The sequence below is a fragment of the Nocardia sp. NPDC057272 genome (assembly GCF_042668615.1).
In the GTDB taxonomy this organism is placed as follows: domain Bacteria; phylum Actinomycetota; class Actinomycetes; order Mycobacteriales; family Mycobacteriaceae; genus Nocardia.
This window is the reverse complement of record NZ_JBHUYK010000042.1, coordinates 18,003-40,868: the sequence shown is the minus strand read 5'-3', so window position 1 is coordinate 40,868 and position 22,866 is coordinate 18,003. Positions and strand designations below refer to the sequence as shown.

Genomic DNA, 22,866 nt, shown 5'->3' with positions numbered 1-22,866 from the left:
AGCCCGTACCACGGGAGTTACCCATGTGCGTGCGAGATCACTGGTCGGCGGCTTCTGCCAATTCCATCCAGCGCTCTTCTGCCGCTTCTTTTTCGGCGACAACTTCCTTCAGCTCGGCTCCCAGCTTGACCAGCTTGTCCGGGTCTGTCGCGGCGTCGGCGAGGGCGGTATGGAGTTTCTGTTCGCGCTCGTCGAGTTTGGCGATGCTGCGTTCGACCTTCGACAGTTCCTTGCGGGCGGCGCGGCGGTCGGACGAATCCGTCGAGGTGCCACCGGTCTTCGCGGTGAGCGGCTTGGCGTTGCCCGCCATGGTGGCGCGCTTGGCGAGGTAGGAATCGATGCCGCCGGGCAGGTTGGTGAGTTTGCCGTCACCGAACAGGGCCCAGGTGGAGTCGCAGATGCGCTCGACCAGGTAGCGGTCGTGGCTGATGACCACCAGCGTGCCCGCCCAGTTGTCGAGCAGATCCTCGAGCTGCTGCAGGGTGTCGATGTCGAGGTCGTTGGTCGGCTCGTCGAGCAGCAGCACGTTCGGTTCGGCCATCAGGATGCGGGTGAGCTGCAGGCGACGGCGTTCACCACCGGAGAGGTCACCGACCGGGGTGCGCTGGCGGGCCGGGGTGAAACCGAGCCGTTCGGCGAGCTGACCGGCCGAGATCTCCTTGTCGCCGAGCATGATTCGCTGTGCGACCTGCTGCACGGCCTCCAGCACCCGCATATCGGTGGGCAGGTCGTCGAGTTCCTGCCGCAGCCAGCCGATCTGCACGGTCTGGCCCTGGATCCGCTTGCCCTTGGCGGGTTCGGTCTCCCCGGCCAGCGCGCGCAGCAGCGTCGTCTTGCCCGATCCGTTGACGCCGACCAGGCCGACCCGCTCGCCCGGCGCGAGCCGCCAGGTGAGGTCGTCGACCAGCACCCGGCCGTCGGGGGTGGTGAGGGCGGCATCCTCGAGTTCGATCACCACGCGGCCGAGGCGCTTGCGGGCGAAGGCGGCCAGCGAGACCGAGTCACGCGGCGCGGGCACATCGGCGATCAGTGCCTCGGCGGCCTCGACGCGATAGCGCGGCTTGGAGGTGCGCGCCTTGGCACCGCGCCGCAGCCAGGCCAGCTCCTTGCGGGCCAGGTTCTGCCTGCGCGACTCCGAGGCGTCGGCCTGACGTGCGCGTTCGGCGCGGGCGAAGATCCAGTCACCGTAGCCGCCCTCGTAGACCTCCACCTTGCCGCCGACGACCTCCCAGGTGCGGTTGGCGACGGTGTCGAGGAACCAGCGATCGTGGGTGACGACGACGAGCGCGGTGCGCCGGGCGACCAGGTGTTCGGCCAGCCACTGCACACCCTCGATGTCGAGGTGGTTGGTCGGCTCGTCGAGGACCAGCAGATCCAGGTCGCGCACCAGCGCCGCCGCCAGGGCGACGCGGCGGCGTTCGCCACCGGAGAGGTTCGTGACGAGGGTGTCCAGGCCCAGATCGGCGATGCCGATGCCTTCGAGGATCGAGCGCACGCGCGAGTCGGCGGCCCACTGGTGGTCGGCGATGTCGGCGGTCGACAGGTCGTCGGACAGCCCGGCGAACACGATCGAACCGATGCTGGCGCCCTCGGGCAGCACGCCGCGCTGGGTGACCACGGCCATCCGCAGCCCGCCCACCCGGCTCACCCGGCCCTTGTCGGGCGGCTCCAGTCCGGTCAGGACCTCGAGCAGCGTGGTCTTTCCGCCACCGTTGAGGCCCACCACCCCGATCCGTTCCCCCGCGTGAATTCCGAGGGAGACGTCATCCAGCAGCGGCTTGACGCCGAAGCTCTTGGAGACCTGTTCCAGGTTGATCAGGTTGGACATAGGTGTAGCCTGTTCCGCCTCCCCGCGACTTCGGGCCAGACTCAGGCGCGGGGAGGCGGTGCGTCGGCGGCCTACGTTGGATTGCTGGATCAGTGGGCCCGTCCCCGGCGAGTTACCCATGTCCATACGAGATCTGTTACTTGCGATCATAGAGGACCGGCCGTCAGCCGCTCTGGCCCGCCACCGCGGCCGGGCCGATCAGCGTTTGGACGATGCCTCGGCGTCGAGCACTCGCGCGCCGGGAACCGGCCCGCTCGCGGTGCGCACACTGCGACACACGCCCGCGCCTGCCAGCTCCGCGGCGACACCGATCGCGGCCTCCTCGGACTCGCAGAGGAAGGCGCAGGTGGGGCCGGAACCCGAGACCAGCCCGGCCAGGGCGCCCGCGCCGACGCCCGCGCGCAGGGTGCGGCGCAGTTCCGGCTTCAGCGAGAGAGCGGGGGCCTGCAGGTCGTTGCCCAGCAGCGGCGCGAGGGTGTGCGGATCGCCCGCGGCCAGTGCCTGCATGAGTTTCTGGGGGTCGCCGAGGCGGGGCGGTTTCCCTTCGGCGCGTAGCCGGTCGAGTTCGCGGAAGACCGACGGGGTGGACAGGCCGTCCTTGGCCAGCGCGAGGACCCAGTGAAAGGTGTTGCGCGACAGCACCGGAAGCAGGCGTTCGCCGCGGCCGGTGCCCAGTGCGGTGCCGCCGTGCAGGGAGAACGGGACGTCGCTGCCGAGTTCGGCGGCGATCGTTGTCAGTTCCTCACGGGTCAGGCCGAGGTCCCACAGCTCGTTCAGCCCGACCAGGGTCGCGGCCGCGTCGGCGCTGCCGCCCGCCATGCCACCGGCCACCGGGATGCCCTTGGTGATCGCGATCTCGACCAGCGGGGCACGGCCGGCCAGATGCGCCAGGCGGACCGCGGCCTTCCAGACCAGGTTGGTGCGATCGGTGGGTACTTCGGCGGCGCCTTCGCCGCTGACCCGCACGGAGAGCGAGGCCGAGGGGGCCAATCGGAGGTCGTCGGCGAGGGACAATGCCTGGAACACGGTGGTCAGGTCGTGGTATCCGTCCGGGCGCAGATCAGCGACTCCGAGATGCAGGTTCACCTTCGACGGAGCTCGCACGACGACCGGGCTGGGCACAACTGACAGCACGATTACCCAGCGTAATAGGTTCCACCGACTAGTACGCACGCCGAATGCCCGGCACTCGGCCAAGGGGTTGCGGCGGGTACCCTTGGGGGGTATGTTCGTTCGTGTCGGGGACATACCCCTGGACCGTATGTTCGATGAGCGAAGGAGCCGGCCATGGCCACCACCACCTACACCGTCACGGGGATGACCTGCGGACACTGCGTGAGCTCGGTCAAGCAGGAGATCGGCAAGATCGACGGCGTCACCAGTGTGGACGTCGACCTCGCCAGCGGCCTCGTTCGCGTCGACAGCGCGGGCGAACTGGCCGACACCGATGTGGCCGCCGCGGTCGACGAAGCGGGCTACGCGCTGAGCGCCTGACTCCACCCGTGCTGGGCGAGCAGGCGCCGCGCGCGTCCAGCTCGCCCAGCATCGACCCGGTCCGCGACAACGTCCCCGTTCACCGTGGGTTCACCCACGTCAGGACGTGTCACGAATCATCCACAATGTCATCCACATCCCTCCCCGAACGTGGTGCGACACCGAATTCCGGGTTCCACCGGGAGCGCCACCCGCCGATCATGATCAACTCCGAACGCCGCGAAAACCGGTTGTCCACAATTGCTTTCACAGGGACACCACAACCCGCACCGGTGAACGGCCGGTGTACTGCGGGTTCTCCTGCGGGAGCCCGCGATTCGCCGAGCGGGACGCACCGCTCGCGCCGATCAGGTCGTCGCAGCCAACCGGACGAACGCCGACGTCTCCAGGGTCTCGCCCCGTGCCGTCGGATCGATCCCCGCGGCGATGAGCCGGCGCTCGGCCTCGGCGGGCGAGCCCGCCCACCCGGACAGCGCCGCCCGCAACGTCTTTCGCCGCTGCGCGAACGCCGCGTCGATCACCTCGAACACCCGCCTGCGATGCGCGTCGTCCATCGGCCACGGCGGTTCGGCGTATCGGTCGATCCGCACCAGACCCGATTCGACGCGCGGCACCGGCCAGAAGACCTGCGTCCCCACGTGACCGGCCCGCCGGACCTTTCCGAAGAAACCCGCCTTGACACTCGGCACCCCGTACACCCGGTTCCCCGGCTCGGCGGCGAGCCGGTCGGCCACTTCCGCCTGGACCATCACCAGCGACACCATGATGCTGGGCAACGTCGCGAGCAGGTGCAACAGCACCGGCACGGCCACGTTGTACGGCAGGTTCGCCACCAGCGCGGTCGGCACGGCGGGCAGCTGCTCCGGACGCACCCGCAGCGCGTCGGCCTCGACCACGCGCAGACGCTCGACCAGGCCCGGCGCGCGATCGGCGACGGTTTCGGGCAGATAGTTCGCGAGCACGGGGTCGATTTCGACGGCGACCACCTGATCGACCACGTCGAGCAGCGCCAACGTCAGCGAGCCGAGACCCGGGCCGACCTCGAGCACGGTGTCACCCGCGCCGACGCCCGCCGCGGACACGATGCGCCGCACCGTATTGCCGTCGTGCACGAAATTCTGTCCGAGCTGCTTGGTGGGTCGGACGCCGAAACGCTCGGCCAGGGTCCGTACCTCGGCGGGACCGAGCAGGGCGGCACGGCTACCTCGAGCGGAATTCTCTGGTTCGGACACTGCTAGAACCTACCAACCTCGCTGATCGGGCAGCTCAGCGCTGTGTCGGGGCGGCGTTGACGCGCGCGAGGAAACCATCGATGGCGGCGAGCTGCTCGGGCGAGACCGAGCCGTGCCTGCCGGTGCCGGTGACCACCTGCTGGTCGACGCCGTTGGCCGCGAACTGCGCGACCAGTGCCGCGTGCAACGGGGACGGCACGATCGTGTCGGTGACGTTCATCGTGAGCAGGATCGGGGCGTCGTAACCGCTGGTCGGCAGCATCATGTACGCGGCGAGCGGGTCACGCAGCGGGGCGAGCGGACGCGCCAGGAACTCGGCCGAGGTCACGCCGTTGGTCGCGGCGATGATCTCGTCCAGGCACTGGGTGCCCGCGTCGTCGACGAGCGCCTTGCCGCGCTCGGTCAGATAGGAGTCCACGTCGAGTTCCGGGTGGGTGGCGCGCAGCCCGGCCAGGATGCTGACGATGAACGACGTGGTGCCCGAAAGGCCGGGTACCGAGGGAACATCGGGTCCGAGGAACGGCAGGATCTTCTCCACATCGGAGGCCGCGTCGATCGCGGCTGTGCCGCGGAAGTCCAGTTCGGGAGCGTATTCGGCCTGCACGTGTGCCGCGCTCAGCGCCGCGTGACCACCCTGAGAGGTGCCGACCGCACTCCACGTCCGCGACAGTTCGGGGCTAGCGGCGCGGGCCGCACGGACGAGGTCGATCGTCGCCGTCGCCTCGCTGCGCACCTCGAGGTATGGATGCGGGCCGGTGTCGAAACGGCCGAGTCCGAGGTAGTCGGGGGTGACCACGGCGAAGCCCTGGTCGACGAATCGCTGGATCAGCCGGTCCTCGGCGGCACGGTGCAGGGGCAGCGGCCCGGTTTCCGGGTCTGCCTGACCACCGCACCCGGGGCCGGAACCCGAGGTGCCGTGGTCGTAGGCCACGATCGGCCAGCCACCGGCCGGTGCGTCGCCTTCGGGCAGGAACATCGCGCCGCTGGCCGGGCGCTGAACGCCGGCCGAGTCGGTCATCCAGTACTCGACCGACGAGCCACGGCTGAGCCCGTGCCAGCCCGCGGGTTCGGCCTGCACCGAGATGAGCGAACCGGGAGCCTCCGCGACGGCCGGAGCGAACGCGGCAGCGGTCAGGGCAGCCGCGACCAGCGTGGCGACGACCGTCGCGCGAATCGGGTTGTTCAGCACAACTCAGTCTCCCTACCAGGCGGTCATGATCTTGGACGAGTGTACAGATCAGGACTGGCCGGGCTCCGGATCGACCTGAATCCATGGGGACAGATGGGCAAGGAGCGGCAGGCGATCAGTGCACCCGGGCGAGGAACTCATCGATCGCGGACCACATCGCCGGATTCAGCTCGCAGTGACTGCCCGTCCCGACCACCGGTGTGTAGTGCACGCCGCCCGCGGTGAACTGCGCGGCCAGTGCCGCGTGCAGCGGCGAGGGCACCGTGCGGTCGGTGGCGTTGACCAGCAGCAGGATCGGTGCGTCGTAACCGCTGGTCGGCACGGTCATGTAGTCGGCCATCACCGACCGCAACGGCTCGTCGCCGAGCGAGCGGCTGAGCATCGCGCCCAGCGTCAGATCAGCGACCCGGTCGTCGATGGCGTCCGAGCACAGGGCACCGATCTCGTCGAGGACCTGGCGGCCGAGCGGGCTGAGGTAGCTGTCGACCTGCGCGTCCGGACGGGCAGCGCGCAGTCCGGCCAGGATGCTGGCCGAGAACCCCAGGATCCCGCCGCTGAGGCGATCGGGATTGCCCGGACCGAGCAGCGTTGCCACCTTCTCCACGTCCGATTCCGGGTCGATCGCGATGGTCCCGCGGAAGTCCAGCTCCGGGGCGTAACTCGCCTGTCGGTGCGCGGTGCCGAGCGCCGCCTGCCCACCCTGCGACATCCCCGCCGCCACCCACACCGGCGACAGATCATCGCGCGCGGAATGCGCGGCCCGGAGCATGTCGATGGTGGCAGTGGCCTCGGTGTCGATCCCGAGATATGGATGCGGACCGGTATCGAACCTGCCGAGCCCCAGATAATCCGGCGCGACGACAGCGAACCCCTTCGACACCAGATACCGCAGGAAAACATCCTGCCCCACTTGCGATTCCGGCCACGGCGCCCCCGCCGGATCCGACTGTCCCCCGCACCCCGCCCCCAGCCCGGTAGTCCCGTGGTCATAAGTGACAACAGGCCAACCACCCGCAGGCGCGACACCAGTCGGCAGATACAGCGCACCGCTGGCGGGCTGCGACACACCGCCCACCCCGCGCGTCCAGTAGTCGATGACCTGAGCCCCCGACATCCCGTGGAATCCATCCCCCTGCGGAACAACCGCGATAACAGTCCCCGGAGCCTGCGCATGCGCCACCGGCAGCGGCACACACATCCCGACCCCCGCCGACAGAACCGCCGCGGCCACCGAACGCCACCAGGCCGAAACCCTACGCATCACAACCACCCGTCGACTCGTCACCGACCCGACCCCGCCGCACGAGCACAGCAGACCCGGCGAAACGAGAGCACGCTAACAGGCTGGGCTGTTCCGCCTCCGCGCATGTCCAGCGTGTCGCCCCGGAGCCCGAGTGCCAGTTCTCGGCCTCACGCCGGAGCGGAGGTGGCTGGGAGTTACCGACTGTTCTCGCGAAATCAGCTGATTCCCAGGCGCCCGGTGCACGCGGGCCAGGCACCCCAGCCCTGACGGGCCCGCGTCACCTCGGCGATCGCGATCTGCTCTTCGCGGCTGGCCAGGTCGGCGCGCGGTGCGTACTTCAAGCCACCCTGGCGTTCCCAGGTGCTCTGATCGAACTGGATGCCGCCGTAGTACCCGTTTCCGGTGTTGATCGCCCAGTTCCCCGTCGACTCGCACTTGGCCAGCGCGTCCCACACCGCACCGTCACGCACCGGCGGAACCTCGGTCCCCGGCTTGGCGCCCTTGCGGATCGTCTTGTTCTGCGCGGGCGTGATCACATTCGAATGCACCTGCACGCGTGAGGCTTCGACGCCGTTCACCATCTTCACCGCGAACGTCGCCTCGTGCAGACCGGGCATCCCAGGGTTCTCCACCACGGTGCGGCTCATGTTCATGGTCACGTCCTCGATCACCGTTTCGGTGGGATCGAGCGGCAGGGTCTCGGTGCGCTGTTCGGTGCGCTGCCGGGTGACGACGACCTGCATGCCCTCCGCGAGGGGGGTCGTGGCGGCGGGCTCGGTGAAGTCCTCGTCCTTCAGCGGAACGCCCGCGGCCGTGAGGAATTCACCGATGGTCGCGGCGGCGAGGCGCACATCGACCGGGGCCGCGCCACCGTCGACCAGCGAGATGTTGCGCGGGGTGTACACACTCAGCGCCGCACCCGCGAGGGGCAGTTTCTCGGTGCGCGAAGGCAACACATGCGTGTCGGACGGGATCTGCATCGACGCGAGCGCGTCGCCCGCGGTGGTGCCGGTGGTCCACACCTTGCGCTCGACACCGTCGACGGTGACCGTGATCTCGCGGCCCCGGTTGAAGGTGATGGTGGCGCCGTCGCCGACCTTGGCGCTCGCGGCGGGGATCACCTCGTCGTGTTCGGAGATCTCGTAGCCCGCGTCGGCCAGGATGGCGCGCACGTCGCGCGACATCGTCGAGAGCTCGGTCCGTTCGCCGTCGATGACGATCGCGACCGTCTTGTGGTTCACGATGGCCAGCGAAGCGCCGACGACAAGAATCAGCAGCATAGCCGCCACCGCTGCGAACAGCAGCGGTGAACGTGACGAGTTGATCCGCGCAAAAGCTGACATGATTACAGGACGATAACGACGAGGTGCGCGTTAGACAACACCAGGCCGCCCGAACAGCGGGATCGTAGATCACAATTCGATATAGACAGCGCTGGTAGATAACAACGTGAGCGCGCAAATGTGAGCCGACTCACGTTTAATGTCCAGCCCCCTGTCGAACAGACGAAACGGACTACCGAATCCGGTACAGCCTGCGCGCGTTGGCGGTGGTGATCTCGGCCAGCGTCTGCGGGTCCTGCTCGCGCACTTCGGCCAGCGCGCGAACGGTGTACGGCAGGCAGTACGGCTCGTTCGGCGCACCGCGATACGGGTGCGGTGTCAGATACGGCGCATCGGTTTCCACCAGGATCTGGTCGTCGGGCACCAGCTCGGCCGCCTCGCGCAATTCGTGCGCGTTCTTGAAACTCACCGTGCCCGAGAAGCTCAGCACATACCCCTCCGCCACACATGCCTCGGCCATCGTGGCGTCCGAGGAGAAGCAGTGGAAGATCACCGTGTCCGGCGCACCCTCGTCGAGCAGCACCGTGAGCAGGTCGTGGTCGGCTTCGCGGTTGTGGATCATCAGCGGTTTGCGCACGCGTTTGGCCAGGTCGATGTGCCAGCGGAAACCCTCGATCTGGGTTTCGATGTCGGCGCAGCCGTCGAGCTTGCCCGGCCAGTAGTAGTCGAGGCCGGTCTCCCCGACCGCGACCACGCGCGGGTCGGTGGCGAGGCGCTCGAGCTCGGCCTTCGCCTTGTCGTCGAGGGCGTTGGCCCGGGTGGGATGCAACGCGACCGCGGCGTACACCCGCGGATCCCAGTTCGCGGCCCGCACGGCCCACTGCGCGGCGGCGAGATCGTCGGCGACGGTCACCACGTGCCCGACACCGGCCGAGGCGGCCCGGTCGACGATGGCCGCGGTCGACGCGGCATCGGTTGCGCCACAGGCATCGAGGTGGGTATGCGCGTCGATCAGGGGCGCGAGCGGCGGCGGAACAGGCGGAGCCGGACGATTCGTATTTGCCACCCGGATTACAGTAATGGGCATCATGAGTGCAGCCGAAGGCGCCGAGGCGCCCGCCTTCTACGTCACGACGGCCATCGCGTACCCGAACGGTGCGCCGCATATCGGCCACGCGTACGAGTACATCTCCACCGACGCGATCGCCCGCTTCAAGCGACTCGACGGTTACGACGTGTTCTTCATGACCGGCACCGACGAGCACGGTCAGAAGATGCAGCAGACCGCGGCCACCGAAGGCATCCCGGTGCAGGAACTCGCGGCCCGCAACTCCGATGTCTTCGAGGCGATGGACAAGGCGCTCGACATCTCGTTCGACCGCTTCATCCGCACCACCGACGAGGATCACCAGGCCGCCTGCGTCGCCATCTGGGAGCGGATGCTCGCCAACGGCGACATCTACCTGGGCAACTACTCCGGCTGGTACTCGGTGCGCGACGAGGCCTTCTACAACGAGGAGGAGACCACCCTCCTCGCCGACGGCACCCGCGAGTCCACCGAGACCAAGACCCCGGTCACCTGGACCGAGGAGTCGAACTACTTCTTCAAGCTCTCGGAATACCAGGACAAGCTGCTCGCCCTCTACGAAGAGCGGCCCGAGTTCATCGCGCCCTCGACCCGGCGCAACGAGATCGTCAGCTACGTCAAGGCGGGCCTGAAGGATCTGTCGATCTCGCGCACCACCTTCGACTGGGGCGTTCCGGTCCCCGGCGAGCCCGACCACGTGATGTACGTGTGGGTCGACGCGCTCACCAATTACCTCACGGGCGTGGGCTTTCCGAACACCGACTCCGCCTCGTTCGAGAAGTTCTGGCCGGCGAACCTGCACATCATCGGCAAGGACATCACCCGGTTCCACACGGTGTACTGGCCCGCGTTCCTGATGTCGGCCGGGATCGAACTCCCCGACCGGGTGTTCGTGCACGGGTTCTTGTACAACAAGGGCGAGAAGATGTCGAAGTCGACGGGCAATGTCGTCGATCCGCTCTCGCTGGTGTCCACCTACGGCCTCGACCAGGTGCGGTTCTTCCTGCTGCGCGAGATCTCCTACGGCCAGGACGGCAGCTACAGCAACGACGCCATCGCGGGCCGCATCAACGCCGACCTGGCCAACGAGTTCGGCAACCTGGTCCAGCGCAGCCTGACCATGGTCAACAAGAACTGCGACGCCAAATCCCCCACTCCGGGTGAATTCACCGACGAGGACCGCGCCCTGCTGGACCGCGCGAACGCGCTCCTTGCCAAGTGCCGCACGGAGTTCGACGCTCAGCAGATGCACCTCGCCCTGGAAGCCATCTGGCTCACCCTCGGCGAGACCAACCGCTACTTCTCCGCCAATGCCCCCTGGGCACTGCGCAAGTCGGGCACCGAGGAAGACCTCGCCCGCATGGCGACGGTCCTCTACGTCACCCTCGAGGTGGTCCGCATCGTCGCCATCCTGGTCCAACCGGTGATGCCGGGCTCGGCGGGCAAGATCCTCGACCTGCTCGCCCAGGAAGGCCGCACCTTCGCCGACATCGCCACTCCCCTGGCCCCCGGGCTCGACCTGCCCGCGCCGGAGCCGATCTTCCCGCGCTACATCGAGCCCAAGGAATAGTCGAACGAGCGGTGGCGCACGGCCTTTCGCCGTGCGCCACCGGTTCGGAACCGAGGGGCAGCTCAGCCCACCGCGGTCGGTAGCGTTCGCCAGGCCGGTCTGCGACCGATGGTCACCCATCGCAGGATCCATTCGGCGGGGCCGTATCGATGCCGGCGCAACCACAGCGCGCTCACCCAGAGTTGCGTCACGAAAACGAGCAGGGCCAGCGCCATCGTCGCCAATGGCGACAAGCTACCGGCCGCACCGAATCCGACGCCGGTGAAGATCACCAGGCCGATCGCGGATTGCCCCAGGTAGTTGGTCAACGCGATCCGTCCCGCCGGCGCGAGCGCTGAGCCGATCCACGCGGTACGCGGACTGTGCATCATGCGCAGCACCGTCGCGACGTAGGCGGCGGCGAGCAACGGCGCGGTGGCGACGCTGACCGCGACGGCGAGCGTGTGCCCGGTACCGCCGCTGAGCGTGAATACCGTGCTGCCCGCCAGTCCCACCGGAAAGCCGATCCACTGGACTCGCCGCAGGATCGGTTCATCGCCGCGGACCCGCGCGAACACCTGCCGGCGACCCGCGACCATGCCGAGCAGGAACATCGCGAGCGCCGTCGGCCCCTGCAGAGTGAGAGCCTGCAGGATCAGCAACGGCAATCCGCCGAGGTGCTGGCCGATGATCTCGCCCCACCCGCCCAGCATCGCCGTGGTGGCCTGTTCGGCGTTCGCTTGCGCCACCTCGGGCGCGGGCAAGAAGCTCGCGGTGTCGAGGAAGAGCCCGCTCAGCAGCAGGCTCGCCAGCACGAGGCCGTACAACGCGGCGGCCACCCGCAGCGCCGTGCGATCCCGGCACCGCCGCATCCAGAACAGCACCAGGCAGGCAGGCGCGTAGGTCGTCAGTACGTCGCCGCCGTACAGGAAGACGATGTGCAGCACGCCGAGCACGAACAGCCCCGCGATCCGGCGCAGCATGCGCGGCTCGAAGGCCGCTCCGGCGGCGGCCGCCGATTCCATCTGCAACGTGAAGCTGTAGCCGAACAGGAACGAGAACAGCACATAGAACTTCATGTCGACGAACACCGACGACAGGCCACGCACAGCGTCGTCGAGGGGCGAGGTGAAGGCGGGGTCGATGACCAGGTTGCCCGGATATCCCGAGGCCATGAAGGTGATGTTGACGACGAAGATGCCGAAGAGCGCGAAGCCGCGCAGCGCGTCGACGTCGTGCACTCGAGGTCGGGGGGCGACCAGTTGATCGGTCATGCGGGTTGCCAACCTCTCGCATAGCGGCAGCACTAAGTATCCCTTAGATATTATCCCAAGGATAGTAATCGCGTGGATAGTATGTGCCGCAGCCCGATCGACGCTGCCCGAACCCAGGAGGTAATCGCCGCGATGACCGACGAGCCGGTGCCCGCAGACCTGGGCAGACTCTGGCGGCTACCGGATCGGGCGCGGCTCGGCCGACCGGCGGAGCTCGACGTCGAACGCGTCGTGCGCGCCGCGGTGGAGCTGGCCGACCGGGGCGGCATCGGCGCGGTGACCCTGGCCGAAGTCGCCTCGACCCTCGGCTTCACGAAGATGGCGCTCTATCGCCACGTCGGCTCGAAGAACGAACTGTTCGAGCTGATGTCGGATCTCGCACTCGGCCCCGCACCCGGCATCGATACCGAACCCGGACAGTGGCGCACCGGCCTGCGCCGCTGGGCGCACGCACTGCGCGCGGAATTTCTCGCGCACCCGTGGCTCCCCCAGCTGCCGATCAGCGGACCACCGCGGGGACCCCACTCGATCGGCTGGCTGGACGCCGCGCTGCGCGCCCTCGCGGCCACGGAGCTCGACTGGGCGACCAAAGTGGGCATCGTGATGCTGGTGAACATGCATGTGCGGCAATCGAGTCTGCTCACCCAGCAATTGGCGGACGCCAGGCAGGGCACCGGCCTGGACGAGGCCGCGGTCAACCAGAACTACGGCGCGGCGCTGGCCCGGCTGGTCGATCCCCACACGCTCCCGCAGGCAGCCGAGCTGTTCGCCTCGCCGTTGTTCCAGTCGCCGCCCGACGATCCGGCGGACGGCGACTTCGTCTTCGGCCTCGAACTGATCCTCAACGGCGTCGCCGCGGAGATCGAGAGCAAGGCCTAGCCGCTATTTCCAGGCAGCCAGCAGGGTGGTCGCCTCAGCGCCGAGGGCGGCCTGAAGGAACGGGCCGAAGCTGATGCGGGCGACGCCGAGGTCGGCGAAGTAGTCCTTGGCCGGGCTACCCGGCTGGCCGATCGCGTTGATCGGCAACGGCAGGTCGGTGGTGAGCCGGCGCAGGTCGGCGTCGGCGTGCTTGCCCACCGGGTAGAGAACGTCGGCACCCGCTTCGGCGGCCAGGGTCAGGCGCGCGATCGCGCGGTCGAGACGGTCGGCCTCGTCGCCGTCTTGACGCAGGAACAGGTCGGTGCGGGCGTTGACCACGACGTGCACGCCCGCCGCGTCGGCGGCCTCGCGCAGGCCGCGGACCAGGTCGGCGTGTTCGGCGGGCGAACGCAGGCGCTTGCCCTCGCTGTGCACCGTGTCCTCGATATTGAGGCCGACGGCGCCCGCGGCGAGCAGGCCATCGATCAGTTGCAGCGGTTCGAGGCCGTAGCCGGATTCGATGTCGACCGAGACCGGGACCTCGACCGAGGCGGTGACCTGGGTGACGCGGGCCAGAAGTTCGTCGAAGCTCATCCCCTCACCGTCGGCGCGGCCGATCGAGTCGGCGACCGGGTGGCTACCCATGGTCAGGCCCGAAAAACCGGCCGCCACAGCGACATTCGCCGACCAGGCGTCCCAGACGGTCGGCAGCACCACCGGATTTCCCGGACGGTGCAGTTCGAGCAGAGTCTTCGCCTTGGCATCCAGAGAAGTCATACCCGCGATGATGCCCGAGACGTCCGACAAGAGCTATACGCAGCCGGATTTCGGCGGGCAGTTCACCTGGACATCGAGCACGCGCGCACCGGGACCCTCCGCACCGAGACGGTCGTGCTCGTTGACGAGTTTGCACGAGCCGAGCGACAGACAGCCGCAGCCGATGCAGCCGGTCAGGTTGTCGCGCAGGCGCACGAGCTGGGTGATGCGGTCGTCGAGATCCTCGCGCCAGGTGGTCGACAGGTTCTCCCAGTCGCGACGAGTCGGGGTGCGCCCCTCGGGGAGCCGGTCCAAGGCCGAACGAATCTCACTGAGTGGGATACCGACCCGCTGCGAGATGCGAATGAAGGCGACCCGGCGCAAGGTCTCGCGAGAATATCGACGTTGATTGCCACTGGTTCGACGGCTCGATATGAGACCTTCGCGTTCGTAGAAGTGCAACGCGGACACTGCAACTCCACTACGATCGGATAGCTGCCCGGGGGTCAGCTCCTTCGTTTGCCAATCGGCCATCGTCATCTATAGCTCCTCCCACTACCACCTAAACAATACTTCAGGTATTCGTGTCGTGTACGAAAAATGGGCGGAACACGCGCCCGAGCGGCGGGCACCGACGAGCAGCCGCGGCCGAACCCAGCGCGTTGCAGCTCGCAGACACGCGGTCCTCGCATTACGGTTTGCAGATGGGAACCGCCCCCGACTCGCGCCTGACCGTCACCTCCGAGGTCGGCCAGCTACGGACGGTGCTGCTGCACCGCCCCGGCGCAGAACTACGCCGACTCACCCCGAGCAACAACGACCAGCTGCTTTTCGACGGCATCCCCTGGGTCGAGCGCGCACAAGCCGAACACGACGCCTTCGCCACCGTACTGCGCGAGCGCGGCGTAGAGGTGCTGTTACTGGCAGACCTGCTGACCGAAACCCTCAGCGCCAGTGGGGCTGCCAGGATCCAGGGCATCTCGGCGGCAGTCGATGCGCGCAGGCTCGGCCACGGCCTGGCCGACCAGCTCGCCGCCGAACTGCGCAAATTCGACGCCCCCGCGCTCGCCGACATCCTGATGGCCGGGATGACCTTCGACGAGCTGCCGTTCGGCCCCGATGCCACCTCGCTGGTGCGCCGCATGCACCACGGCGGCGATTTCGTCGTCGATCCGCTCCCGAATCTGCTGTTCACCCGTGATTCCTCGTTCTGGGTCGGCCCGAAGGTCGCGATCACCTCGCTGGCCCTGCCCGCCCGCAGCCGCGAGACCTCCATCACCGACCTCGTCTACGCGTTCCATCCACGTTTCCTCGGCGTGCGCCGGGCCTACGAGTCACACACCGCGCCGATCGAAGGCGGCGATGTGCTGCTGCTCGCCAAAGGTGTTGTCGCCGTGGGTGTCGGCGAGCGGACGACCCCCGCCGGCGCGGAAGCGCTGGCGCGCAGCCTGTTCGACGACGAGCTCGCGCACACCGTGCTGGTGGTGCCGATCGCGCAGAACCGGGCCACCATGCATCTCGACACCGTCTGCACCATGGTCGACACCGACGCGGTGGTGATGTATCCGGGTGTGCGGAAATCGTTGGAGGCGTTCACCATCCGCCGCGAAGACGGCTTCTCCGGACGCGGTGACCTCGAGCGCATCAGCATCACCGGACCCGAACCGTTCCTGCCCGCCGCCGCCGCGGCGATGGGCATCCCGAAGCTGCGCGTGATCGACACCGGCCGCGAGGGGCCCGACGCCGAACGCGAACAGTGGGACGACGGCAACAACACCCTCGCCCTCGCGCCCGGCGTGGTCGTGGCCTACGAACGCAACGAGATGACCAACTCGCGCCTGACCGAGGCGGGTATCGAGGTGGTCACCATCAGCGGTTCGGAGCTGGGCTCCGGCCGCGGCGGTCCGCGCTGTATGTCCTGCCCGCTGTCCCGAGACGAGGTGTGAGCATCGTGTTCCACGTCGAGCTGTCCACCGATTCCGCCCAGCCACCCTACGAGCAGTTGCGCATGGCCGTGATCGAACAGGTCCGCGCGGGCACCCTCCCGGCGGGCACCAAGATCCCCACGGTCCGCGCGCTGGCCGCCGACCTCGGCATCGCCCCCAACACCGTCGCCCGCGCCTACCGCGAACTGGAATCCGACGGCGTGCTCGAAACCCGTGGCCGCCAAGGCTCTTTCATCGCTTCCTCCGGCGATCCCACCCGCGATATAGCCAGCCGCGCGGCCGTCGACTACGTGACCACCATCCGGCGGCTCGGACTCGACGACGCCGACGCGATCGCCTTCGTCCACCGCGCCCTGGACTGACTGCCCGGCGCTACCGCCAGCTCGGCAGCCAGAGGTGGTCCTGCCAGTTCTGCGGCGTGATCGCCTGACCCGTGAGGATCGGCCACAGCCAGACGAAGTTCGCGATCACCAAGCCCAGATAGATGCTGACGATCAGCAAGCCGAGCGCGTACCGCTCGTTCACCGGGGCGGGGAGATAGGTACCCGTCGGGCTGCGCGGTATCCCGGCGGGTCTCGCCGACCCGAGAATGTCGCCGAGTGCCAGCGCCATCCCCATCACCAGGAACGGCGCGAGCACCACCGCGTAGAAGAAGTACATCTGGCGGTCCAGCGTCAGGAACCACGGCAGCAGCCCGGCGCCGTACCCCACCAGCACCGCCGCGTAACGCCAGTCGCGGCGCACCACCGAACGCCACACCATCCAGCCGATCAGCGGCAGCGCCAGCCACCACAGCGCGGGTGTGCCGACGGCCATCACGGCCTTCACGCACTGCGCTTCGCCGCAACCGGTGACGGTGCCGTCGGCGTAGTAGTAGAGCATCGGGCGCAGGCCCATCGGCCAGGTCCACGGCTTGGATTCCCACGGATGGTGGTTGCCCGCCGAATTGGTGAGACTGGAATGGAAGTCGAGGGTCTCGCCCTGGTAGTACCAGAGCGAGCGCAGCGCGTCGGGCAGGAACGCGAACGCGCCGCCGCTGCCGACCTGATTGCCCACCGCGTACCGGAACACCCCGTTCTCGCTGGCGAACCACGCCCAATACGAGGACAGGTAGACCACCAGCGGAATCACCACCAGCGCGTACAGCGCGGGCCCCACGTCGCGCACCATCGCGCCCAGCCACGGTTTACGCACGCCGTACGCGCGGCGCGCGCTCACGTCGAAGGCCACGCTGAGCAGGCCGAAGAACATGATGTAGTAGATGCCCGACCACTTGGTGCCGCACGCGAGCCCGAGCAGCACGCCCGCGCCGAACCGCCACCAGCGCACGCCCAGCCGCGGACCCCAGTCCGAGACGCCGACCCGCCCGGCCAGATCCGCGCGAGCCATGCGCTCGCGCACGTCGTCGCGGTCGACTATCAGACAGCCGAACGCAGCGGTGACCAGCAGCGACATGAAGATGTCGAGCATGCCGATGCGCGAGGAGACGAAGGTCAGGCTCTCGGCGATGAGCAGCACGCCCGCGAACGCGCCGATCAGCGTCGAACGGGCCATCCGGCGCACGATCCGCACCACGAGCAGCACCAGGATCGTGCCTGCCAGCGCCGCCGTGCCACGCCAGCCCCACGCGTTGTAGCCGAAGATCGCCTCACTGAGGGCGATGAACTGTTTGCCGACGGGTGGGTGCACGACCAGGCCGTAGGCGGGGTTGTCCTCCACCCCGCCGCCGGTGACCATCTGCCAGGCCTGTGGGGCGTAATGCTTTTCGTCGAAGACGGGCGTGCGCGCGTCGGTCGGATAGTTCAGGTTGATGAACCTGGTCAGCGCGGCGATGACGGTGAGCACCGCGGTGACCAGCCAGCCGCGCGCGGTGTCGAGCGGACCGAAATCGGGGGCCGGGCGCAGCGGCGCGGGGCTGACCAACGCCGACACGGGACGCGACGGAGGCATCGCGCGCTCATCGGTCACCGGGATCACGCCCCGATCGTAGGCGGTGCCACCCACGAAGTCCGACCCGACACTTGTGCCCCCTCGTTTCCCCACCTACGCGCCCTCGGGCGCGGCTCCCCCGCCTGACAGAATGAACACGCGCCATCTACGCACGCGGCTTCCTGGCGACCGAATACCGCCTGGCCGCACTGCTCGCCGCACTCGATCGCCTGCGGGGAGAACTTACCGGAGAGGTCGGACAACACTGTGTTGGTCTTAGCGGCAACCCCCATGGGCGACATCGGCGACGCGTCGCAGCGACTGCGCGACGCGCTCGGTTCGGCCGACGTGGTCGCGGCCGAGGACACCCGCCGCACGAAATCGCTCGCGAAGGCGCTCGGCGTCGAGATCACCGGCCGCGTCGTCAGCTTCTACGATCATGTGGAAGCCGCCCGCATCCCCGCCCTGCTCGACGACATCGCGAGCGGTCTGACGGTCCTGCTGGTCACCGATGCCGGCATGCCGTCGGTGAGCGACCCCGGCTATCGCCTGGTCGCCGCCGCCGTCGACCGTGATCTCCCGGTCACCTGCCTGCCCGGCCCCTCGGCGGTCACCACCGCGCTGGCCCTGTCCGGTCTCCCGGTGGAACGCTTCTGTTTCGACGGCTTCGCCCCGCGCAAGGGCGGCCAGCGCCGAGAGTGGTTGCGCACGCTGGCCTCCGAACAGCGCGCCATCGTCTTCTTCGAAGCACCCCACCGCCTGGCCGACTGTATGGCCGACGCGGTCGCGGTCCTCGGCCCCGACCGTCGCGCCGCCATCTGCCGCGAACTCACCAAAACCTACGAGGAGGTCGTGCGCGGCACGCTCGGCGAACTGGCCGCCTGGTCCGCCGATGGCGCCCGCGGCGAGATCACCGTGGTTCTCGAAGGCTCCCAGCCGGTTTCGGCCGAGCCCGCCGAATTGGTCGACGAGGTCGAGACACTGGTGGCAGGCGGTATGCGGCTCAAGGACGCCTGCGCCGAGGTCTCCGCCGGCCGGGGCGCCTCTCGCCGCGAGCTCTACGACGCCGTCCTGGCGGCCCGCTCGCAGAGCTGAACCGGAACGCCGAGCCGGGCGGATCAGCGGCCCAGCACCGCGAGCATTCCCGCGACCGCGCGGGGCCAGCCGAATTGCTCGGCGCGCGAGCGGGCAGCTCGACGGCGGCCGGAGGTGGGCATGGCCAAGACGTCGGTGACGGCGCGCGCGAAGGCGCGGGGACGATCGGCGGCGATGGCCCCGCATTCGGCGGTGACGATATCGGCGAGGGCGGACGAGCGGCTGGCCACGACCGGAGTGCCCGCGGCCAAGGCCTCCAGAGCGGCGAGGCCGAAGGTCTCGTGCGGGCCCGGCGCCAGTGAAACATCGGCGGTGGCGAGCAGTTTCGCCACCATCGCGCGTTCGTTGATGAAGCCGGTGAAGTGGACCGCGGGTTCGCCACCGGGCAGGGCGGGCAGGGTGCGGGCGCGGCGTTCGAGCGACTCGCGCCGCGGCCCGTCGCCCGCGACGACCAGCCGGGCGGGTACGCCGGCGCGATGCAGGGCGCCGACCGCCTCGATACTGCGGTCGACACGCTTCTCCACCGACAGCCGACCGCAATGCACCAGCATCGGATGCCCGGCGACGCCGAGATCGGCGCGCAAGCCGAGGTCACGGCGTCGGGGACTGAACAGATCGAGGTCCACCCCGAGCGGGACCAGTTCCACGTTCGGCGCACCGATCCGCAGGAACTCCTCCCGCGCGAAGTCGGTGGTGCACACGACCATGTCGTAGTCGGCGGCCGTGCGCCGGTTGGCCACGTCGGCGCAGCGGCGCGCGGCGGGTCCGGGCAGGAACTGGCCGAGCAGCCGGTCGAGGCGCTCGTGCGAGATCATCACGCTCGCCACCCCGCGCCGCCCTGCCCACCGGCCGAAACCACGCAGCGTGAGCCGGTCCGACACCTCGAGCACGTCCGGCGACAACCCGGACAGCACATCGGCCACCCGCCGCGGATCCGCCGCGCGATACCCACCGGTCCACGGAATTCCCAACGCGGGCAGAGTAATTCGCAACGCACCGGTGGGCAGAACCTCTTCCGAACGCCGCGACCCCGGCACGATCAGCACTACTTCGTGCCCGGCCGCCACATAGCCCTCACCGAGGTGGTGCAGGGCAGTGCGCAACCCACCCGATCGCGGGCCATAGAAATTGGCAAGCTGCACGATGCGCACACGCCGATCGTCGCGCCGCGCGGGTTACCTCCGGGTCATGCCCGAGGAACGGGAGGTGAACAGCGTCGAAAGATGCGGCTCAGTGCGCGACGGGCGCGCCGTCACCGGCCGACCACACCCGCAGCAGCCCGTGCCCCGTACTCATGGCCACCAGTTCGGCCTGCGCGGTGATCCACTCCCCGACCGCGAACCGCACCCGCAGCTCCAGTCGCCTGCCGGTACCCGGAGTGCGGGCCAGGTCGTGGCAGGCGCCCCGCAACGCGGCGAGATCATCAGGATCGATGACGGGTCGCTCCACCAGCCAGCGATCCAGCGGGGGCAGCGGTGGTCCGGCCCATTCGTAGATCAGGGCGCTGGTCAGCTCGATGATGCCGACACCCACACCGCTGCTCTGCGAAACGGCGCGCAACATGGCCGTATCGGGATCGGCGGCGGGCTGGGCGGTGTCGAGCTCGGGGATGGCGTGCATCAGCGCGCTGATCCGGCGTTGCGCGGGTACCGCCCTGGTGATCATCTGGAAGTGGCGGACCTCGTCGTCGTCGCCGGCCATGTCGACCTCGCCCTGCCACAGGCCACCGTCGTCGATGCGCGCGACCATCGCGAAGTAGTCGATGCGCCCGTCGAAGCGCGCCATCCGGCCGAACGCCTCGGGCGGCGTGCGGATCACCCGGACCTGCTCGGGGTCCCTGGCGAAGACGAGTTCCTCCAGACCGGGTCCGTGATGGGCGAGCTCGGTGTCGGCATCCCAGTCCCAGGCCGCGACCCGGCGCGGTGGCGGGATCGGGGTATCGACGGCTCCGGCCCACAGCCGCACCCCGTGGACGCCGCCGTACGCGCACGGCACCGGCTCGGTCACCACCAGCGAGTCCGCCTCGACCACGCGCTGCGCTCGCTCGTCCGCGTGGCAACGCCGCACCGCCTCCGTCGCGATCCGTGCGCGGGACGGGCCGAGAACGCGACGCAGCGAGCCGAGCCCGGACCAGTGCCTGGGGTGCGCCCCCGCGGCGACCACCGTCGGCTCACCACCGGGGTGAAGGGTCTCCACCAGGAGCCAATCGTCGGACGGCATCGCCGCGATTCAGCTCGACGCCACGCCACGGCCCGCGCGCGGCAGGTCGAGGTCCAGCGGAATACGTCCTTCGCGCAGGTGCGCCTCGACTTCCTCGCCCGGCATCGGCCTGGCGATGAGGAACCCCTGCGCGCGGTAGCAGCCGAGACCGACCAGCGTTCTGGCCGCCATCGGCGTCTCCACTCCCTCGCCCACCACGCCGAGGCCGAACGACCCGGCCAGCCCGATGATCGACTTCACGATCGCCAGGTCGTCGTCGCTGTCGCCGAGCCGCTGCACGAAACCGCGGTCGATCTTCACGGCGTCGACGGGCAGCGCCTTGAGATGGGAGAGCGAGCTGTAGCCGGTACCGAAATCGTCGATGGCGATCTGCACGCCCATCCGTTTCAGGCCGCGCAGGGTGAGCCTGGTTCGCACGAGGTCCTGCACGACCACGTGTTCGGTGATCTCCAGGCAGACAGAACTGCCATCGATCCCGTACAGGCGCAGAATGTCCTCGATGCGCTCGACGAAATCGGCGCTCACCAGCTGGACCGGGGACACATTGATCCGGATCACCACATTGGCGGCCAGCCCGCGGCGGCGCCAGTCGGCGAATTGCGAACAGGCCGACCGGATCACCCACCGGCCGAGTTCGCCCGCCAGGTTGGTGGCCTCGGCGACGGCGACGAACGCGCCGGGCGGCAGGAGTCCGCGTGTGGGGTGCTGCCAGCGCACCAGCGCTTCCAGCGCCACGATGCGTCCGGTGCGCAGGTCCACCTCGGGCTGATAGTGCAGCACCATCGACCCGTCGGACACCGCGCTGCGCAGATTGACCTCGACGTCGTCCTGTAACTCGAACTGGACCCGCATGGCGTCGGTGAACACCGCGATCCCGTTGCCACCACCGGATTTCGCCGAGAGCAACGCGTGGTCGGCACGGCGCAGCACGTCCGACACCGTCGTCTCGCCGGGCACACCGAGCGCCACGCCGACGCTGACCCCGCGGCTCACCGATTCCTGCCCGACCGAGACCCGGCGCCCGACCAGCTCCTGGATCCGGTTCGCCTCCAGTTCGGCGGCCACCGCGTCCATCGTCTTGGCGGGCACGATGACGAACTCGTCGCCACCCAAGCGCGCGATCATGTCCTCGGGGGCGAAGTTCTTGCGTAACCTGGCCGCGAGCGTGCGGATGAAGTTGTCGCCGGCGTTGTGACCGAGGAAGTCGTTGAGCGCTTTGAGCCGATCGAGGTCGAGGAAGAAGGTCGCGACCGGACCCTCGTTCCCCGGCGCGAGCCGTTCCTCCATGTGCTCGAGCAGCGCGCGCCGATTCGCCAGGCCGGTGAGATCGTCGTGCGAGGCGATGTAGCGCAGCCGGTCCTCGGCCTCCACCCTGGCCTGGAGCTGGGCGAACAAGGCCGCGATCGCCTTGAGCACATTGACCTCGCGGATGGTCCAGGCCCGGTCACCGCGCCGGACGAAGCCGAGCGCGCCGGTGGACACCCCGCGCGAGACCAGGGGTACACAGGCGGTCACCATCGAGGGCATGCCGGTGGTCTGCCTGATCATCTCCTGGTAGTCGGGGTATTCGTCGCCCCGGCTGACGATGATCGGCTCGACGGCGTTCTCGCTGGCCAGGAAGAGCGAGTCGGCCTCGGCGAAGTCGATGACGCGTAGGGGGTCGGGGTCGGGCACGTAGGGCCGACGCGGCCACTCGGCGATCAGCACGGTTTGGCGCTGCTCACGCACGGTGTGGCGCAGATAGGCGAACTCCACGTCGAAGTAGTCCACCAGGCTCGCGAGCACGCGCTCGCTGGCCACGACCATGGTCGTGGCGTCGACGCCCATCAACTCCGAGGCGACCTGCGTCACCAACGAGTCGAGGTTTCGCCGAGGCACCGTTT

Annotated in this window: 20 protein-coding genes; 6 read left to right on the top strand and 14 right to left on the bottom strand. The window is 68.8% G+C overall.

The annotated features are described in order from the left end of the window. Window positions 1-37: 37 nt before the first annotated feature. Both ACFULV_RS33120 and ACFULV_RS33115 read right to left on the bottom strand, forming a co-directional pair. Entirely contained in the window at window positions 38-1,828 is a 1,791-nt protein-coding gene (locus ACFULV_RS33120) for an ABC-F family ATP-binding cassette domain-containing protein (RefSeq protein WP_378636023.1), read from the bottom strand. A gap of 198 nt (window positions 1,829-2,026) precedes the next feature. After that, window positions 2,027-2,962 carry a 4-(cytidine 5'-diphospho)-2-C-methyl-D-erythritol kinase gene (locus tag ACFULV_RS33115; protein WP_378663697.1) on the bottom strand — a complete coding sequence of 312 codons (936 nt, stop codon included), beginning with the start codon at window positions 2,960-2,962 and terminating at the stop codon, window positions 2,027-2,029. Between the two features lie 153 nt (window positions 2,963-3,115). Here ACFULV_RS33115 and ACFULV_RS33110 point away from each other — a divergent pair, with 153 nt between their 5' ends. Next, window positions 3,116-3,322: a cation transporter gene (locus ACFULV_RS33110; RefSeq protein ID WP_358071300.1), complete on the top strand. Its 207-nt coding sequence runs from the start codon at window positions 3,116-3,118 to the stop codon at window positions 3,320-3,322. Between the two features lie 347 nt (window positions 3,323-3,669). On the opposite strand, the gene rsmA is transcribed toward ACFULV_RS33110, so the two are convergent. The 5 genes from rsmA to ACFULV_RS33085 all read right to left on the bottom strand — a co-directional run bounded on the left by rsmA (window position 3,670) and on the right by ACFULV_RS33085 (window position 9,356). Continuing rightward, window positions 3,670-4,554, bottom strand: coding sequence for a 16S rRNA (adenine(1518)-N(6)/adenine(1519)-N(6))-dimethyltransferase RsmA (gene rsmA / locus ACFULV_RS33105; RefSeq protein WP_378663694.1), 885 nt, complete (start codon window positions 4,552-4,554; stop codon window positions 3,670-3,672). 34 nt (window positions 4,555-4,588) lie between these two features. Beyond that, window positions 4,589-5,740, bottom strand: coding sequence for a lipase family protein (locus ACFULV_RS33100; RefSeq protein WP_378663712.1), 1,152 nt, complete (start codon window positions 5,738-5,740; stop codon window positions 4,589-4,591). 118 nt (window positions 5,741-5,858) lie between these two features. Continuing rightward, window positions 5,859-7,004: an alpha/beta fold hydrolase gene (locus tag ACFULV_RS33095; RefSeq protein WP_378663692.1), complete on the bottom strand. Its 1,146-nt coding sequence runs from the start codon at window positions 7,002-7,004 to the stop codon at window positions 5,859-5,861. 197 nt (window positions 7,005-7,201) lie between these two features. After that, a complete protein-coding gene (locus ACFULV_RS33090) occupies window positions 7,202-8,329 on the bottom strand; it encodes a transglycosylase family protein (protein WP_378663689.1) in 1,128 nt (375 codons plus the stop codon). A gap of 172 nt (window positions 8,330-8,501) precedes the next feature. Further along, on the bottom strand, window positions 8,502-9,356 hold the full coding sequence (locus ACFULV_RS33085; RefSeq protein WP_378663687.1) for a TatD family hydrolase: 855 nt from the start codon (window positions 9,354-9,356) through the stop codon (window positions 8,502-8,504). A gap of 1 nt (window position 9,357) precedes the next feature. Here ACFULV_RS33085 and metG point away from each other — a divergent pair, with 1 nt between their 5' ends. After that, a complete protein-coding gene (gene metG, locus ACFULV_RS33080; RefSeq protein WP_378663684.1) occupies window positions 9,358-10,926 on the top strand; it encodes a methionine--tRNA ligase in 1,569 nt (522 codons plus the stop codon). A gap of 62 nt (window positions 10,927-10,988) precedes the next feature. Here metG and ACFULV_RS33075 read toward each other — a convergent pair whose 3' ends face one another. Next, the gene (locus ACFULV_RS33075) at window positions 10,989-12,179 is read right to left on the bottom strand and encodes a DUF418 domain-containing protein (RefSeq protein WP_378663682.1); all 1,191 of its coding nucleotides are present in this window, start codon (window positions 12,177-12,179) and stop codon (window positions 10,989-10,991) included. Between the two features lie 81 nt (window positions 12,180-12,260). Between ACFULV_RS33075 and ACFULV_RS33070 the strand changes: the two genes are divergently transcribed. Next, complete coding sequence (locus ACFULV_RS33070; RefSeq protein WP_378663709.1) at window positions 12,261-13,058, top strand: TetR/AcrR family transcriptional regulator; 798 nt, start codon at window positions 12,261-12,263, stop codon at window positions 13,056-13,058. A gap of 3 nt (window positions 13,059-13,061) precedes the next feature. On the opposite strand, the gene ACFULV_RS33065 is transcribed toward ACFULV_RS33070, so the two are convergent. Both ACFULV_RS33065 and soxR read right to left on the bottom strand, forming a co-directional pair. Next, a complete protein-coding gene (locus ACFULV_RS33065; RefSeq protein WP_378635997.1) occupies window positions 13,062-13,814 on the bottom strand; it encodes an isocitrate lyase/phosphoenolpyruvate mutase family protein in 753 nt (250 codons plus the stop codon). A gap of 33 nt (window positions 13,815-13,847) precedes the next feature. Continuing rightward, a complete protein-coding gene (gene soxR / locus ACFULV_RS33060) occupies window positions 13,848-14,333 on the bottom strand; it encodes a redox-sensitive transcriptional activator SoxR (protein WP_101465780.1) in 486 nt (161 codons plus the stop codon). Between the two features lie 164 nt (window positions 14,334-14,497). Between soxR and arcA the strand changes: the two genes are divergently transcribed. After that, window positions 14,498-15,739 (top strand): arginine deiminase, encoded by a 1,242-nt coding sequence (gene arcA, locus ACFULV_RS33055; protein ID WP_378663679.1) that lies wholly within the window; start codon window positions 14,498-14,500, stop codon window positions 15,737-15,739. A gap of 5 nt (window positions 15,740-15,744) precedes the next feature. Continuing rightward, a complete protein-coding gene (locus ACFULV_RS33050; protein ID WP_378635991.1) occupies window positions 15,745-16,101 on the top strand; it encodes a GntR family transcriptional regulator in 357 nt (118 codons plus the stop codon). 10 nt (window positions 16,102-16,111) lie between these two features. Here the strand turns inward: ACFULV_RS33050 and ACFULV_RS33045 are convergent, their stop codons facing one another. Then, window positions 16,112-17,716 (bottom strand): dolichyl-phosphate-mannose--protein mannosyltransferase, encoded by a 1,605-nt coding sequence (locus tag ACFULV_RS33045; RefSeq protein WP_378663676.1) that lies wholly within the window; start codon window positions 17,714-17,716, stop codon window positions 16,112-16,114. A 177-nt stretch (window positions 17,717-17,893) separates the two neighbouring features. Here ACFULV_RS33045 and rsmI point away from each other — a divergent pair, with 177 nt between their 5' ends. Next, window positions 17,894-18,763, top strand: a complete 870-nt coding sequence (gene rsmI, locus ACFULV_RS33040; RefSeq protein WP_378636348.1) for a 16S rRNA (cytidine(1402)-2'-O)-methyltransferase — start codon at window positions 17,894-17,896, stop codon at window positions 18,761-18,763. 23 nt (window positions 18,764-18,786) lie between these two features. Here the strand turns inward: rsmI and ACFULV_RS33035 are convergent, their stop codons facing one another. From ACFULV_RS33035 to ACFULV_RS33025, 3 genes are all read right to left on the bottom strand, one after another. Then, entirely contained in the window at window positions 18,787-19,914 is a 1,128-nt protein-coding gene (locus ACFULV_RS33035; RefSeq protein WP_378663674.1) for a glycosyltransferase, read from the bottom strand. A gap of 79 nt (window positions 19,915-19,993) precedes the next feature. Continuing rightward, a complete protein-coding gene (locus ACFULV_RS33030; RefSeq protein WP_378663671.1) occupies window positions 19,994-20,983 on the bottom strand; it encodes a GAF domain-containing protein in 990 nt (329 codons plus the stop codon). 9 nt (window positions 20,984-20,992) lie between these two features. Further along, on the bottom strand, window positions 20,993-22,861 hold the full coding sequence (locus ACFULV_RS33025) for a putative bifunctional diguanylate cyclase/phosphodiesterase (RefSeq protein WP_378663668.1): 1,869 nt from the start codon (window positions 22,859-22,861) through the stop codon (window positions 20,993-20,995). Between the last annotated feature and the right edge of the window lie 5 nt (window positions 22,862-22,866).